Annotated in this window: 18 protein-coding genes and 5 tRNA genes; 5 read left to right on the plus strand and 18 right to left on the minus strand. The window is 28.3% G+C overall.

From position 1 onward, the window contains the following. The first annotated feature begins 2 nt into the window (after positions 1–2). On the plus strand, positions 3–707 hold the full coding sequence (locus ACRYA_RS09010; protein ID WP_228199745.1) for a GNAT family protein: 705 nt from the start codon (positions 3–5) through the stop codon (positions 705–707). Here ACRYA_RS09010 and ACRYA_RS09015 read toward each other — a convergent pair. Further along, positions 704–1,579 carry an AraC family transcriptional regulator gene (locus ACRYA_RS09015; protein ID WP_105916872.1) on the minus strand — a complete coding sequence of 292 codons (876 nt, stop codon included), beginning with the start codon at positions 1,577–1,579 and terminating at the stop codon, positions 704–706. The genes ACRYA_RS09010 and ACRYA_RS09015 overlap by 4 nt on opposite strands. 142 nt (positions 1,580–1,721) lie before the next feature. Here ACRYA_RS09015 and ACRYA_RS09020 point away from each other — a divergent pair, with 142 nt between their 5' ends. The 3 genes from ACRYA_RS09020 to ACRYA_RS10905 all read left to right on the plus strand — a co-directional run bounded on the left by ACRYA_RS09020 (position 1,722) and on the right by ACRYA_RS10905 (position 4,053). Then, positions 1,722–1,985, plus strand: coding sequence for an OadG family protein (locus ACRYA_RS09020; protein ID WP_170144482.1), 264 nt, complete (start codon positions 1,722–1,724; stop codon positions 1,983–1,985). A gap of 5 nt (positions 1,986–1,990) precedes the next feature. Further along, positions 1,991–3,811 carry a biotin/lipoyl-containing protein gene (locus ACRYA_RS09025; RefSeq protein ID WP_105916873.1) on the plus strand — a complete coding sequence of 607 codons (1,821 nt, stop codon included), beginning with the start codon at positions 1,991–1,993 and terminating at the stop codon, positions 3,809–3,811. 116 nt (positions 3,812–3,927) lie between these two features. Continuing rightward, positions 3,928–4,053, plus strand: coding sequence for a hypothetical protein (locus tag ACRYA_RS10905; protein WP_265735135.1), 126 nt, complete (start codon positions 3,928–3,930; stop codon positions 4,051–4,053). A gap of 66 nt (positions 4,054–4,119) precedes the next feature. Here ACRYA_RS10905 and ACRYA_RS09030 read toward each other — a convergent pair. The 16 genes from ACRYA_RS09030 to ACRYA_RS09105 form a co-directional block, all read right to left on the minus strand. Next, positions 4,120–4,196 (minus strand) — tRNA-Gly (locus tag ACRYA_RS09030). A gap of 28 nt (positions 4,197–4,224) precedes the next feature. Then, a tRNA-Leu gene (locus tag ACRYA_RS09035) sits at positions 4,225–4,309 on the minus strand. Between the two features lie 38 nt (positions 4,310–4,347). Further along, positions 4,348–4,424, minus strand: a tRNA-Arg gene (locus ACRYA_RS09040). A 24-nt stretch (positions 4,425–4,448) separates the two neighbouring features. Further along, positions 4,449–4,525 (minus strand) — tRNA-His (locus ACRYA_RS09045). Positions 4,526–4,546: 21 nt separating this feature from the next. Beyond that, positions 4,547–4,624 (minus strand) — tRNA-Pro (locus ACRYA_RS09050). A 109-nt stretch (positions 4,625–4,733) separates the two neighbouring features. Continuing rightward, positions 4,734–5,513 carry a thiazole synthase gene (locus tag ACRYA_RS09055; protein WP_105916874.1) on the minus strand — a complete coding sequence of 260 codons (780 nt, stop codon included), beginning with the start codon at positions 5,511–5,513 and terminating at the stop codon, positions 4,734–4,736. Beyond that, a complete protein-coding gene (gene cutA, locus ACRYA_RS09060; RefSeq protein ID WP_105916875.1) occupies positions 5,510–5,821 on the minus strand; it encodes a divalent-cation tolerance protein CutA in 312 nt (103 codons plus the stop codon). The genes ACRYA_RS09055 and cutA overlap by 4 nt, the downstream gene beginning before the upstream one ends. Continuing rightward, the gene (locus ACRYA_RS09065; RefSeq protein WP_105916876.1) at positions 5,818–7,203 is read right to left on the minus strand and encodes an NAD(P)H-hydrate dehydratase; all 1,386 of its coding nucleotides are present in this window, start codon (positions 7,201–7,203) and stop codon (positions 5,818–5,820) included. The genes cutA and ACRYA_RS09065 overlap by 4 nt, the downstream gene beginning before the upstream one ends. 24 nt (positions 7,204–7,227) lie before the next feature. Further along, complete coding sequence (locus ACRYA_RS09070) at positions 7,228–7,584, minus strand: translation initiation factor (RefSeq protein ID WP_105916877.1); 357 nt, start codon at positions 7,582–7,584, stop codon at positions 7,228–7,230. A 1-nt stretch (position 7,585) separates the two neighbouring features. Next, complete coding sequence (gene tsaD / locus ACRYA_RS09075; RefSeq protein ID WP_105916878.1) at positions 7,586–8,581, minus strand: tRNA (adenosine(37)-N6)-threonylcarbamoyltransferase complex transferase subunit TsaD; 996 nt, start codon at positions 8,579–8,581, stop codon at positions 7,586–7,588. Positions 8,582–8,587: 6 nt separating this feature from the next. Further along, positions 8,588–9,145: an RBBP9/YdeN family alpha/beta hydrolase gene (locus tag ACRYA_RS09080; protein WP_105916994.1), complete on the minus strand. Its 558-nt coding sequence runs from the start codon at positions 9,143–9,145 to the stop codon at positions 8,588–8,590. Next, positions 9,132–9,428, minus strand: coding sequence for a hypothetical protein (locus ACRYA_RS09085; RefSeq protein WP_105916879.1), 297 nt, complete (start codon positions 9,426–9,428; stop codon positions 9,132–9,134). Before ACRYA_RS09085 ends, ACRYA_RS09080 begins: the two co-directional genes overlap by 14 nt. After that, positions 9,418–10,485, minus strand: coding sequence for a 1-deoxy-D-xylulose-5-phosphate reductoisomerase (gene dxr, locus ACRYA_RS09090; RefSeq protein WP_105916880.1), 1,068 nt, complete (start codon positions 10,483–10,485; stop codon positions 9,418–9,420). The genes ACRYA_RS09085 and dxr overlap by 11 nt, the downstream gene beginning before the upstream one ends. Further along, on the minus strand, positions 10,482–11,240 hold the full coding sequence (locus ACRYA_RS09095; protein WP_105916881.1) for a phosphatidate cytidylyltransferase: 759 nt from the start codon (positions 11,238–11,240) through the stop codon (positions 10,482–10,484). The genes dxr and ACRYA_RS09095 overlap by 4 nt, the downstream gene beginning before the upstream one ends. A 117-nt stretch (positions 11,241–11,357) precedes the next feature. After that, complete coding sequence (locus ACRYA_RS09100; RefSeq protein WP_105916882.1) at positions 11,358–12,134, minus strand: complement resistance protein TraT; 777 nt, start codon at positions 12,132–12,134, stop codon at positions 11,358–11,360. Positions 12,135–12,199: 65 nt separating this feature from the next. Further along, positions 12,200–13,528 (minus strand): NFACT RNA binding domain-containing protein, encoded by a 1,329-nt coding sequence (locus tag ACRYA_RS09105; RefSeq protein ID WP_105916883.1) that lies wholly within the window; start codon positions 13,526–13,528, stop codon positions 12,200–12,202. 83 nt (positions 13,529–13,611) lie between these two features. On the opposite strand from ACRYA_RS09105, the gene ACRYA_RS09110 reads away from it, so the two are divergent. After that, positions 13,612–13,932, plus strand: coding sequence for a cytochrome C (locus tag ACRYA_RS09110; protein WP_105916884.1), 321 nt, complete (start codon positions 13,612–13,614; stop codon positions 13,930–13,932). 32 nt (positions 13,933–13,964) lie between these two features. Here the strand turns inward: ACRYA_RS09110 and ACRYA_RS09115 are convergent, their stop codons facing one another. Next, entirely contained in the window at positions 13,965–14,471 is a 507-nt protein-coding gene (locus ACRYA_RS09115; protein ID WP_105916885.1) for a hypothetical protein, read from the minus strand. Positions 14,472–14,539 lie beyond the last annotated feature (68 nt).

Here is a 14,539-nt window from a genome sequence, read left to right on the forward strand (position 1 = left end):
TTTTGAGTCAAGATTTTTTATATCTAATATCAAAAGAGCAACTACAAAAACAGTTTATCTTCGAAAACATCTATCCAAATAAAAATCTAAATTACTACTTATGCGATGATTTATCTTTAGAAACTTATATAAAGCTTTGTGAATTTGGATTTATATCAACTTCTATTATTCTTGAGAATAATTTTTATCTACTTCCTGAAATACAATTTGAATATGCTATTTTAGATTTTAATAATCTTCATATTAGTAAAAAGGTAAAAACTCTTATAAAAAATAGTGAGTATAACTTTTGTATAAATAGCGATTTTCAATCTGTTTTAAATGAAATTAAAAAGTACCATAAAGATTCTTGGATTGAAGAAAATTATGAAAAGTTATTAATAAACCTAAATAACTTAAAAAATAGTAATTCAAACTTTAAATTAGTTAGTATTGAATTATATGATAAGAATAACGGAAAATTAGTAAGTGGTGAAATTGGTTATATGATTTCTAAAACATACACTTCACTAACAGGTTTTTCTTCAAGGTCTAAAAAGTATAACAATTGGGGTAAACTTCAAATGGTACTATTGGCTCTTTATTTAGAAGAAAACAAATTTGACTTTTGGAATTTAGGTCATCCATATATGCAGTATAAATTTGATTTAGGAGCCAAACTTTACTCAAGAGATGAGTTTTTAAAAAGATGGTTAAATAGCATTTAGTAGTTTATTGAAACATAAAAACTAAAATCATACTCATTGTCTAAATTTATAAAATCAACACTTTCATATATTGCAAATGATGGTTTTGTAGTTGTTTCATAATCACTTCTTGGTAACCATTCATGATAAACCCACTGAATAAATGGAAGTAAATCTTCATTTCTTGCTTTTAAATCAAATTTAGCATAAACACCTTCTGCTATTTTGAATTTTGGAATTCTATCACTTTTTATATTTTTATCATCATCAACTATTATACAAGCAATATATTGACATTCATCAAGTGGAGTAATTGTTGGGTTATCATGAAAAAGTGCTGCTCTTTTATATTGTTTTATATTATTTGTCAAAACCCAAGTTTGAAGTTTCTGCCATGTCTCTTCTATATTTTTGTTATAACCACGATTACGTATATAATAGCTCTCTATAGCCTTTGTTTTTACAATAGTGGGTGTAATATTGTCGAAATTAGCTTTAGATTTCATAGCAAATTTTGATTGTTTTATTATATCATTTGAATACTCTTTATATCCACCATTTTTCCACTCTTTTGGACTCATTCCAAATCTATCTTTAAATATTTTAATAAAAGAGGATTGTGAAGAGTAACCACATGAATTTACAATACTAGAAATTGTTGAATATCTATTTGTAAGAAGTAAATTTGAAGCTTTTTGAAGCCTAATTGATTTTATACTCTCATAAATATTTCTTCCAAAAATCTCTTTAAAAACACGATGCATATGAAATTTACTAATTTCTAAATCAATGCTAAGCTCTTCAATATCGATATTTGTCTCAATATGAGTGTATATATAATACATAATATCATTTGCTATTTTTGTTCTTTTCTCTAATGTCTCTTTTTTCATAAGAGAATTTTATCAAAAGTTAGATAAAATAAGCACTAAACAACAATTTATAAAGCACCAAAAAAGAAGAAGAAAATATAAAATTTTCCTAAAATACGGTACTTTAAATCAAGTGTTGATATAAAATACTTAAAGGAGAAATGTGGAAGCCCTACTACAAGCTATATTTAGCTTTTTTATGATTATGGGAATAGGAACGTCTATACTTTTGGTTATTGGATTTTTATTAAAAGCAAAAGGTGTGACTTTTGTTGAATTTTTTCCAAAAAAAGATAAAGATACTCCATCTCAAGTTATTTACAATAATGTAATATCGCAAAGTCCAAATCAAGGCTCTTATGGTGTTGATGCTAGAAAAGTTGCTGCTATTATGGCAGCTATACAGCATCACAACAAAAAAGGTTAAAAAATATGTCAAAAAAATATATTGATATAATGGATACTACTTTCAGAGATGGATTTCAATCTGTTTTTGGAGGAAGAGTTTTAATGAATGACTTCTTTCCAGCTGTTGAAGCTGCAAGAGATGCTGGAATAACTCACTTTGAATTTGGAGGGGGAGCTAGATTTCAATCTTTATTCTTCTATCTAAATGAAAATGCATTTGAAATGATGGATAAATTTAGAGCTATTGTTGGTCCAGATGCAAATCTTCAAACATTAGCAAGAGGTATAAATACAGTTATGCTTGATACTGGAAGTAGAGAGCTAATTGACCTTCATGCAAAAATGTTTGCAAAACATGGAACAACAACTATTAGAAATTTTGATGCATTAAACGATGTTCAAAATCTTGAATATAGTGCACAATGTATTAAAAATCATGGACTTAAACATGAAGCTGTTGTAACACTTATGGATTTGCCACCAAATTGTACAGGTGCTCATGATGTTCCTTTTTATGAAAAGACTCTAAGAAATATACTTGATAGTGGTTTACCATTTGACTCTATTTGTTTTAAAGATGCAAGTGGTACAAGTAGTCCAAATAAAGTTTTTGAAACTATTAAAATGGCTAGAAAACTTTTAGGTGATTCTACTCATATTAGACTTCATACGCATGAAACAGCTGGTGTGTCTGTTGCTTGTTATCTTGCTGCACTTGAGGCTGGAGCTGATGGTATAGATTTAGCTGCAAGTCCAGTTAGTGGAGGAACATCTCAACCTGATATTCTTACTATGCTTCATGCAACAAAAGGTATGAACTATGATTTAGGTGGTTTGGAAATAGATAAAATTTTAAAATATGAAGAAGTACTTGCTGATTGTTTAAAAGATTATTTTTTACCACCAGAAGCAACTCAAGTTTCACCTCTGATTCCATTTTCACCAATGCCAGGTGGTGCACTTACAGCAAATACTCAAATGATGAGAGATAATGGAACTTTAAACAAATTCCCTGAAGTAATCAAAGCTATGCAAGAAGTAGTTGTAAAAGGTGGATTTGGTACAAGTGTAACTCCTGTATCTCAATTTTATTGGCAACAAGCATACGCAAATGTAATGTTTGGTCCATGGAAACAAATAGCTCCTGGATATGGTCGAATGGTTTTGGGATACTTTGGTAAAACTCCAGTTGAAGCTGATCCAGATATTATAAAACTAGCAAGTGAAAAACTAAAACTTCAACCAACAAAAAGAAATCCTTTGGATATTGCAGATGAAGATCCAAAGAAAAAAGTTGATGTTTGGAGACAAAGATTAGAAATAGAAGGCATAGAAGCAACTGAAGAAAATATCTTTATAGCTGCAGCTTGTGATGAAAAAGGTATTACATTTTTAAAAGGTAATGCACCTTTAAATGTAAGAAAAAATGAAAACAAAGATGAAAATAAACAAATAGGAGAAAATAAAATGTCAAATGGAAATTATACAGTAGTTGTAGATGGTCAAAGATTTAATGTATCGGTTTTTGAAGGAGATGTTCAAAATATTCAAGTTGCACAACCTGTTCAACAAGTAGTTCAACAATCACCTGTGCAAGTAGCTCCAGTAGCACCTGCAAAACCAGTTTACAATGGAACAGAAGCAATAGCTCCTGTAAATGGAAATGTATGGAAAATACTTGTTAAAGAGGGTGATAGAGTTGAAAAAGATCAACAAATTATGATACTTGAAGCTATGAAAATGGAAATAGATGTTGTTGCACCAGTTTCTGGAACAATAAGCAAAATTTTAACAGAACCTTCAAAAGCAGTTGAAGAAGGTCAAACTCTAGCAGTTATTGCTTAATTTAAAAGTGCTTATCTCTTTTTGATAAGCACTATTTTTAAATAGCTTTATATATCTAACAAACTCTTTTTTTAATAAACCTTGTTATACAATATCAAAAAATAAAAGAACCTTTAATGAAAATCTTAAAATATATACTTTTAGTAATTCTTATAAATATACTTTTTACTGGATGTTTTCTTAGTACAAATATAAATAGTGGAGGATCAGTTGGTATGAGTGTTGGTGGAACTGTTTTTTAAAACAAGTTTTTACTAGGAATAAAAAAAGCCTTGCCTAAAAGTATAACTCTTAGACAAGGCTTTTAATGGAGCGGGAGACGAGACTCGAACTCGCGACAGTCTGCTTGGAAGGCAGAAGCTCTAGCCAACTGAGCTACTCCCGCAAAATTATTAATTTTTTGTTTGTATAAGTGGTGCGGATGAAGAGACTCGAACTCTTACACCGTGAGGCACCAGATCCTAAGTCTGGCGTGTATACCAATTTCACCACATCCGCATAAAATATTAAAGTTTACTTGGTATTCTAAACTAAAATGGTACTCCCAGTACGATTCGAACGTACGGCCTACGCCTTAGAAGGGCGTTGCTCTATCCAGCTGAGCTATGGAAGCATAAAAAATTTAACATAAACATAATGGGGTAAGTAACCGGGTTCGAACCGGCGACCCTCTGAACCACAACCAGATGCTCTAACCAACTGAGCTATACCTACCACATGTTTATAATATATAAATGGTCGGGGCGAGAGGATTCGAACCTCCGGCCCCCTGGTCCCAAACCAGGTGCGCTAACCAGACTGCGCTACGCCCCGATAAACACCTTTTAACTCAAAAAGTGGACGGAATTATATTATATATTTTTTCTTTTGTCAAGAGCTTTTCAAGAAATATTGTAGAAAATACAAAATTTCTTGAAATTATTTAGAATTGTATTAAACCATCAAGTGGAGAACTAGCACTTGCATATGGTTTTTTCTCTATTCTTCCAGCTTTATATCCTAATCTTCCAGCTATAACTGCATGTTTCATAGCTATTGCCATTAAAATTGGATCTTTTGCTCCTGCTATTGCTGTATTTGTTAAAACTCCATCAACTCCAAGCTCCATACAAATAGCAGCATCACTAGCACATCCAACTCCAGCATCTACAATAACAGGAACTTTTACACTATCTTTTATAAAAGCAATATTATATCTATTTTGAACACCTAAACCACTTCCAATTGGAGCAGCTAAAGGCATAATAGCATCAGCACCAGCATCTTCAAGTCTTTTTGCAACAATTAAATCATCACTTGTATATGCCATAACTGTAAAACCATCTTTTTTTAAGATTTCACAAGCTTTTATTGTTTCTATTACATCTGGATACAAAGTCTTACTAAAATCTCCAATTATCTCAAGTTTAATTAAATCAATTCCTGTAGCTTCTCTCATAAGTCTAAAAGTTGTTATAGTCTCTTGGGCATTTTTACATCCAGCACTATTTGGTAAAAACTTAATATTTGTATCTTTAAAATAATCTAGAAGATTTTCTTCATTTGGATTTGTAATATTTACTCTTCTAATTGCAACCGTGATTAACTCACTTCCACTTGCAAGTGTTGCTTCTTTAGTAGTTTGAAAATCTTTATATTTTCCACTTCCAACAATTAATCTACTATTTAACTCATATTTTCCTATTTTTAAAATATCACTCATATTGTATTTTCCTTTATAAATTTTAAATAATTTTCACTAATATTTGAAATATCTAACTCGATAATTTCTGGAATATCATAACTATGAAGTTCTAAGATTTTGCTTTTAACTTTAGAAAAAAGCTCTTTTTTTGTTTTTATACTTAAAAGTGTTTCTCTTTCACAACATAATTTATCATCCCAATTATAAATAGATTCAATCTCTTTTAACTGTATGCAAGCAGCAAGTTTATATTTAATCAAAATTTCGGCTATATTTTTTGCTTCTTCTTTACTTGAAGTTGTAGTTTGAATTATAACTGCTTTCATAATTTTTTTATCTCTTTTATCAAATCTTTTGGAGTTAAAGAGTAGTTATTCTTTTTATAATTTTTAGATGCTAGTGCATGAGCTAAGCTTCCGCATATAGTTGCCTCTAAAGTTTTATATCCTTGTGCTAGTAGAGAAGATATTAAACCAGTTAAAATATCTCCACTTCCGCCTTTGCTTAGTTTTTGACTTCCAAAGGTATTTATATACATATTATTATTTTGAGAAATAATTACATTTGCACCTTTTAACAAAAGTGTTACTTTAGGATATATTTTACAAAATTTTTCAACATATAAAAATCTATTTTCTTGTAAATTTTTAATTGAAATATCAGCAATGTTTGTTAGTTTTAAAAGTGATATAAACTCTTTTGGATGTGGAGTTAAAACTATATTTTCATCTAAATATTTCACTATTAATGGATTGTAAAAAATATCTGCATCTAATACTTTTGGAATATTTAACTTTAAAATCTCTTCAAGTTTAAGAGCTTCAAACTCTCCTAATCCCATACCCAAAGCTATTGCAGTACAATTCTCACTTATACTTTTACTTTGCATGATATGAGATGGAACTATTTTGTCATTTTTGCAAATAATAGTAACAAGTCCAGCTCCAAAAATAAAAGCCGCATTTGAAGCTATTATTGAAGCACCTATTTTATCTCCACAAATTATATTTAAGTGTCCAAAAATTCCTTTATGAGTATTTTGTATATCTCTTAAAGGCAAAACTAAATCAGATTTTTCAAGTAGATATTTATTTGTCTGAGCTTGAAATAACTCATTTTCTATTCCCAAAGTAGCAACTTTTATTTTTCCCACAAAATCTTTTGCAATATCACTTAAAAGTGCAGTTTTTAAAGCACCCATAGTTATCGTAATATCTGCTTTAAAAGCTGTTTGAATTACCTGTCCTAAACTATTTAGTCCACTTGGAATATCACAAGCAATTTTAAATGAGTTAAAGCTATTTAAACTATTTATTAAAGATACACTATTTTCATCTAACTCTTTGTTCAAGCCTGTTCCAAACAAGCAATCAACTATAATATCAGCTTGAAAAATCTCATTTACAAAATTTACACCTATGCTTTTTACTCTTTTTTCTTGTAGTTTTCCAATTTTAGTTTTTGAATCTTTTGACAAATATATAAAAACTTCAAATTTTCCAAAAAGATGCCTAGCAAGTGCTAAACCATCTGCACCATTATTTCCACTTCCACAAACAATTAAAATAGAACTATTTATTTTGAATTTTTTTGTTATATAATTTTTTAGAGATAAAGAAGCATTTTCCATTAAGATATCTTCTGTTAAGTGAAATTCTTCTATTGCTCTTTTATCCAAACTTCTTACTTCATCAAATATCTTTTTCACTGGAAATACTCCTTTACTTAGTTATTAGTTTTTAAATTTCCATCCATTATCAACCAAAATAACTCTTATTTTATCTTTTAAATCACCTTGAATTTCAACATATTCATCTTTTATTGAACCTCCACAGGCAAGTTTTGTCTTAAGTAATCTTAAAATATCTTTTATCTTTTCATCTTCTATTTGAAATTTACCAATAATAGTAACTGGATTTCCATTTCTTTTTTCAAGAGAAAAAACCAATTGATGCTGATTTTTTGGTAAAACTACTTTTTCAATTTTCTTTTGTACTTTCACTTTGGCTTTATCCTCTTTTTGTGTATAAAAACTATTTCCTTCTAGTTTTGCGCCAAGACCAAAAGACAATTTTTCCACTATTCCCATTTTAGTACTCCTTTAATCTACTTTTTATATCTAAATCTTCTAGATTTATAAAATCATTTTGTTTATACTGCTCAATCGCAACTCTTCCTATCATAGCAGCATTGTCTGAGCAATACCTTAACTGGCTTAAATGCAAAGTTGATTTATATTCTAAGCAAATATTTTCAAGCTCTCTTCGTAAATATAAATTTGCACTTGCACCTCCAACTATCGCAAAATTTTTGATAGTTTTTTGCTTAAACAGTTTCTTTAGCTTTTGCAAGATATGTTTTACAGCTGTTTTTTGAAAACAAGCACATATGTCACTTATATCTTGTTCTTGTAAAGTGGTGCGCTCTAGTCTCTCTATTTCAAGTCTAACTGCATTTTTAAGTCCTGAGTAACTAAACTCTATTTTTGGACTTTGAGAAAGTGGTATTGGAAAAGAAAATCTATTTTCATCTCCACTTTTTGCATATTTTTCAACTATTGGACCACCTGGATATCCTAAATTCAACATTTTTGAAACCTTATCAAAACTCTCTCCAAAACTATCATCTAGTGTTTTTGCCAAAATTTTCATATCATTTAAACTATTTGCTTCAATTATTTGAGTATGTCCACCTGAAACCAGAAGTGTTGTAATTGGAAATATTGCCTCTTTTTCTATAAAAAGTGAGTAAATATGTCCTTTTAAATGATTTACAGCAATTAATGGAATATTTAAAGCTATACTTATTGCTTTTGCCATAGAAACTCCCTCAGTTAGAGTAACACTTAATCCAGGGGCATTTGTAACAGCAACTGCTTTTAAATCTTTTAAATAATCTTTACACTCTTCAAAAATTCTTGGTAATGCTTCTATATGAAGTCTAGCTGCAAGCTCAGGTACAACTCCACCATAAATACTATGCTCTATTTCTTGAGATATTTTTTTATGAAAAACTAGCTCTAAACTATCTATTTTTGTAATAGAAATAGAGCTATCATCACAAGAACTTTCGATTGCTAGTATCATACTTTTTTACTCCTGTTTTTCACAAACTTCTTCTCTTTTTATCCAATCCAAAGCACAATCAAGTTTTCCATATCCAGAAGCAGCATTTATATGCCCTGCTTCTTCCATAATTTTCATACCAATATTTAATTTACTTTGTAAAGCTATTGCTTCTTCTAAACTCATATATGGATCATTTGTTGAAGCTGCCATTATAATCTCTTTTGCTTTTAGATTTTTTGACTCAGGATAAGGAAAAAAGCTTTTAGCATCTTCTAACACTTCGTTTCTTACAGGTGCAACAAGCATTAATTTATCTAAATTAATATCTAGTTCATCACAAATATGAAACCACAAAATATTTGCCAAAGAGTGACAAACTACAATATCTGGTTTAAAATGCTCTAATTCTACTTTTAAGAAATCTTTCCATATTTTTAAGTCTGGGTTATTTTTATTTGGTAACTCAGGAAAAGATACTATGAAATCTTCTTTAATTAAATCAATTGCTAAATGAGCTTGCCAATGAGGATATGAGCTTCCATTAAGCCCATGTAAAATTAAAACTCTTTTATTTTTCTTCATCTTTAATTCCATATTTATAAATTTCAAATTTTGCTCTTTTTAGACTATCTTCTATTTTTTCATCAAAATATTCAATACTTATTTTATAATCTTTTTTAAAAACCAGAGCTATTAAATCCTTTTTATGTTCTATTTTTTCATCATTTTTTGAGTGTTTTTTCCACTCTTCTAGCTTATCTTCATATAGTTTTACAATATTTTTCTCAAACTTTGCTCTTGTATAAATTAGATATATTACTAAGAGTAATAAAATTCCAAAAGGAATTAATAAATCAAGAGTCAAAATATCTCCTTACTTCTTTATCTATTTCAAAAATATCTTCTATATTCGAAGCTTTTAAACTATTAAATTTATTTATCGCTTCAAAGCTTATTTTTGAAATATCCAAAAATCCTATTTTTCCACTCAAAAATTTTGAAACAGCAACTTCATTTGCAGCATTTAAAACAACACCCAAATCAAGGTTATTTAAAATCTCATCTTTTAAAGACCAAATTGGATATCTACTATCTTCTATTTTTTTAAACTCTAAAGATGATATTTGAAGTAAATCAATAGGTTTTAAAACCTCACAATCAACTCTTCCTAAAATTGCATAAGAAATTGGAAGTTGCATAGATGCATTTGCAATATGAGCTGTTGTGCTACCATCTTTAAAATTTATCAATGCATGAACCAAAGATTTTGGCTCAATAACAGCATCTAGTTTTTTTGTACCAAAAAGCCAAGCAGCCTCTATTAACTCAAACATTTTATTTGTCATAGTTGCACTATCTATTGTTATTTTATTTCCCATTTTCCAATTTGGATGATTAAGAGCCTCTTTTATAGATACATTTTTCAAAGATTCAAGTGGATAATCTCTAAAAGAACCACCACTTGCTGTAATTGTCATAGAATCTATTTGTTTATCTTGAATTAAATACCAAAGCCCAAAATGCTCACTGTCAATGGCACTTAAATTTTTTTGATCAATAAATTTTCCAGCAACTACCAATGACTCTTTATTTGCCAAAGCAACTTTTTTACCACATTCTATAGCTTTTAATGTTGGTTTTAATCCTAAAAATCCAACAAGTGCATTAACAACCGTTTTTGAAGAGCTATTTTCTATAGCTTCTAGTATAGCTTCTTCTCCAAAAAATACATTTTTGTGATTTACTTTTTTTATATCATCTTTAGAAGCAATTATCACTTTTTTTGGATTGTGCTCTTTTATTTGAGAATTTAGTAAATCAATATTTTTTCCAGCTACTAAAACCTCAACATTTAGAGCAAATTTTTTTGCAATTTCTAGGGTATTTACTCCTATAGAACCTGTACTTCCAAGAAGTATCAAATAATTATCCTTAATAAAACTAGCATAACTATTGCTCCAAACAAATACCCATCAACTCTATCTAAAACTCCACCGTGTCCTGGTAAAACATTTCCACTATCTTTTACTCCAGCTTCTCTTTTTAAATAACTTTCATATAAATCTCCAAAAACTGAAGATAATGATACGATAGCTGAAACTATAATAGCTCCTAAAATCCCAACTTCATTTATTGAAGTAAATACTCCCATGATAATAGCAAAAATCATACCACCAACAACACCCTCTAAAGTTTTGTTTGGACTTGTTTCACAAAATGGAGTTCTTCCAAAAGTTTTTCCAGCAAAATAAGCACCTGTATCAGTAGCTGCAACGATTATTAGTAACCAAAATAGTACCATTACGCCAAATTCACTGTATAAAGAGATTAAAAAAACAAATGATGCAGTTGGATAAAGAAGTGGTAAAATCATCTTTTTATCAAGTTTTCTTTTATATGCTAGTTGTGAAGCATAACCAATTGCGACAATGAATATTAAATCAACAGGCATTGGATAGAAATATACAGCTAACCAAAGTAATAAAACATAGATATATATACTTTTATCTTCTAAACCATATAGCATTTTTGCTTCACGTACTGCAACCATAAGAACAACTCCAAATACTAGCCAAAATAGAAAATATGAGTCTATATATGCAATAATCAAAAAAAGCACAAACAAAACAAGAGCAGTTTTTACTCTTGTTGATAAATTTCCAAGTATTTTAAACATAAAGCTTACCTTAAACTAAAATTACAATATTTTACTAAAATTTCGCTTTTAAATGGATTGTATTATTATATTTTGAGAGTTTAAAAATGCACTAAAATTTTAGTGCATTTTAATTTTTTAGAATAATCCAGAGATTTGATTTGCAATCTGTTTTTCTAAAATTGGTGTTGCTTCTTGTAAAGTTAAATTCATCTTTGTAGCTTCTGCTAACATTACTGTTTTATACTCTTTTCTCTCTTCTTCATAATATTGAGTTTTATCATTGGCAATATTTGAATTAATCTGTCCAGTAGCATCTGTATTTCTAACATCTCCACCAAAACTATTTACAAATCCTGATTTTTTACTATCTCTTACATTTGCTTGAGCAGCTACTGTTGAATTTTGAGTCAACACTGAGCCTTTTGATCTCTCTTTTATTAATATATCAACTTGCATTTGATAAATAGTATCTTCTGTTGCTTTACCAATAAGTCCACCAATTACAGCAGCTCCTAATCCAACTCCAATAGCTTGTCCTGCTCCACCATGGTTATATCCAGAAACACCTGCTCCAACAGCTCCTGCTCCCAAAGCAGCTCCAGCTACATTATTTTCTTGCTTTCTATCACAATAAAGTACATTTACCATCAAAATATATGTAGCTTCATCTGGGTCATCTACTACTTTATAACCTTTTGCTTGAAGTTCGTTTGATAAACTTTTCTCAAGATTTATTGGCTGTCCGCTAGTATTTTTACTAGATATAAATACTGTTCTTAACTCTTTTTTAACTGGGTCAATAAATACACTTTGAGACATTCTTACATTAGTTTGTAACTCTGTCGTTGCACATCCACTAAATAGTGTTGAAGCTAAAACTATACTTAGTGTAAAATTTCTAATTTTTTTCATTATATTCTCCTAAAAAATATTCAATATCAAATATTATATTTAAATTTTATTAACTATCTCTTATGTTAAACTTTAACTAAAATAGTACTATAAGGATTATAAAGTACATTTGCTCCATGTTGAATTTTGACATTTCTTCTTTGAGTAAAATCAACTTCGTAATTACCACCAAAATCTACACTAAACTTTGCACATAAAATTGCTGCTTTTTCTATTATATTTTGTGGTAATTCTTTTTTACTATTTTGTACAATAACATGACAAGATGGTCTATCTTTTAGATGAAACCAGAAATCACTAGCTTTTGAATTTTCAAGCAAATAGATATTTTCTCGCTCATTAGCACCCAACATTATTTTAAAACCTTCAAAAAAGAAACTCTCACAATTTTGAGCTTTTTTTGTTTTTATCTGATTTTTCTCTTTTTTTGGAGATAAAAATTCACACTCATCAATCGAACTTGCATTTTGAAGATTTAATCTTAATTTTTTTAAGAAATCTAATTTATCTTTTAAGTTATTCTCTTCAATAGTTATATTAATAGCTTTTTGTTTAAATTTTTTTGCTTTTTTAAATAAATCATTTGTAAAAATAGTTGGATTTTTCATATTCTCAAGCTCTATAATTATTAATTTACCATTATAATCTTCAATTTTTAACTCTTTTTGATAAGCTTTTATAGTATGCAAATTTGCTAAAATTAGATTTGCTTTTGTATATGTATCTTCTGACTCTTTTTCTAAATCCTCTTTTTTTGGTAAAGAGTATAGAATTTTTTCTAATTTTTTAATATTTCTATCAATATTTGAAATCTTCTGTTTTTTAATATTTTCTAAATTCTCTTTAACTTGTTCTTCATAAACTTGATATAAATAATCTTCTATATTTTCTATTTCATAATCTTTTGGTACAAAATCTTTTTTTGGAATTTCTTCAAGTTTTACTCCAACTTTTACAACTCTAAAAGATGAATATTCATCAATATGTCTTAAAGCTTCCAAAATAGTTCTATTTTCATCTAAAATTATAACATTTGTATATTTTCCAGTAAATTCGAGCTGTAAAATCAAATTCTCCTTTTTATAAGATGAACTTGAATTTACCTTTATATTTATAATTTTATCGTTATTATAAATCCCAATACTCTCGATTTTTGAATTTGTAAACTTTTTTTGAAGCACCACATCAAAAGGAGCATTAAAATCTTTTTTTAAAGATATTTGTTCTTTTGATTTAAATATTTTTGCATTTGATTTATTTAAATCAAAGTAGATAATATTTTTATTATTAAATTCAATTATAATTATATTGTTATCAACTCTTTTTATAAACTTTATATTTTGTCCATTTTCACTTAGATAATCAACAATTTTTTTTAAAATATTGTATTGCAATTTTTACTCTTTTTTTATAAATTTCAGACACTTTTTATATCTAAAGGTTATAATTGTAGCTAAATTTAATTTAGGAGAATAGTATGAAACTATTAAAGATATTAGCAGCTTCAACTTTAGCCTTAGCTATTGCTTCAACTTCAGCTTTTGCGGATGTGCAAAAAGGACAAAAAGCATTTATTAAATTCCTAAAAGAACCTTGTGGGATGGATGGAGCAAAATTTGCTTTAAAACATACGCAAGAGGAGTGGAGAAAAATAAAAGCAGATGGAACAGCTGAAGCTGAGATTATAAAAATTTGTCCAAATGTAAAATCTGGAGATATAAAAGAGAGTTTACTTGAGCATGTTATGGATTTCTCTATTGAGTTTGCAAGTGATTCAGGAAATGTTCCTTCTTGCTAATTTTTAAATTATAAAGGTAGTTAAATCTATCTTTATAAAGACAATCTATCATATTTTGAAACTATTATTTCAGATAAATCTATCATTTTTATATTCATAATTTTATAATCAATATCACTCATTTTTATTAAAAACTTATCATAAATAGCTGAATATGGATACAGTGTAAAAAAGATAAATTCTTTGCTAGTTGACTCTTTATTTAACTCTTTAAACCAAAGGGCTAAAATTGAAAAATATAAAAGTGATGGATTAAACTCTTCATTTTGCTTAAGATTTTTTTCAAGCTCTTTTGAAATAAAGTTATAACATTTTAAAATAGCTTTTACTCTAAAGTTCTTTTGATTATCTATATAATATTTTGGTTCATATAAAATATTTGAAAGTTGTTTTAAAATATCACTATTAATAGTTTCAAACTCATAATAAAGATCCAAATCTGACTTTGTTTTTGGCTTTACATCTTTATATGTATTTATTAAGTCTCTACAAAATAGTAACAATGCTTCCGTTTTTATTTTAGAAATATTTAAAATCATAAATAAATTGTAACTAAATCTTACTAAAATAACTATCTGCTTTATATTGTTTAAGTTTTTTTAAGATA

The sequence above is a fragment of the Aliarcobacter cryaerophilus ATCC 43158 genome (genome assembly GCF_003660105.1).
GTDB lineage: Bacteria > Campylobacterota > Campylobacteria > Campylobacterales > Arcobacteraceae > Aliarcobacter > Aliarcobacter cryaerophilus.

Coding starts and splice junctions, on each gene's coding strand:
- ACRYA_RS09015 (WP_105916872.1), bottom strand. CDS start 1,579: ATGAAAAAAGAGACATTAGAGAAAAGAACAAAAATAGCAAATGATATT.
- ACRYA_RS09025 (WP_105916873.1), top strand. CDS start 1,991: ATGTCAAAAAAATATATTGATATAATGGATACTACTTTCAGAGATGGA.
- ACRYA_RS10905 (WP_265735135.1), top strand. CDS start 3,928: ATGAAAATCTTAAAATATATACTTTTAGTAATTCTTATAAATATACTT.
- ACRYA_RS09055 (WP_105916874.1), bottom strand. CDS start 5,513: ATGAGTGATATTTTAAAAATAGGAAAATATGAGTTAAATAGTAGATTA.
- cutA (WP_105916875.1), bottom strand. CDS start 5,821: ATGAAAGCAGTTATAATTCAAACTACAACTTCAAGTAAAGAAGAAGCA.
- ACRYA_RS09070 (WP_105916877.1), bottom strand. CDS start 7,584: ATGGGAATAGTGGAAAAATTGTCTTTTGGTCTTGGCGCAAAACTAGAA.
- tsaD (WP_105916878.1), bottom strand. CDS start 8,581: ATGATACTAGCAATCGAAAGTTCTTGTGATGATAGCTCTATTTCTATT.
- ACRYA_RS09080 (WP_105916994.1), bottom strand. CDS start 9,145: ATGAAGAAAAATAAAAGAGTTTTAATTTTACATGGGCTTAATGGAAGC.
- ACRYA_RS09095 (WP_105916881.1), bottom strand. CDS start 11,240: ATGTTTAAAATACTTGGAAATTTATCAACAAGAGTAAAAACTGCTCTT.
- ACRYA_RS09100 (WP_105916882.1), bottom strand. CDS start 12,134: ATGAAAAAAATTAGAAATTTTACACTAAGTATAGTTTTAGCTTCAACA.
- ACRYA_RS09110 (WP_105916884.1), top strand. CDS start 13,612: ATGAAACTATTAAAGATATTAGCAGCTTCAACTTTAGCCTTAGCTATT.
- ACRYA_RS09115 (WP_105916885.1), bottom strand. CDS start 14,471: ATGATTTTAAATATTTCTAAAATAAAAACGGAAGCATTGTTACTATTT.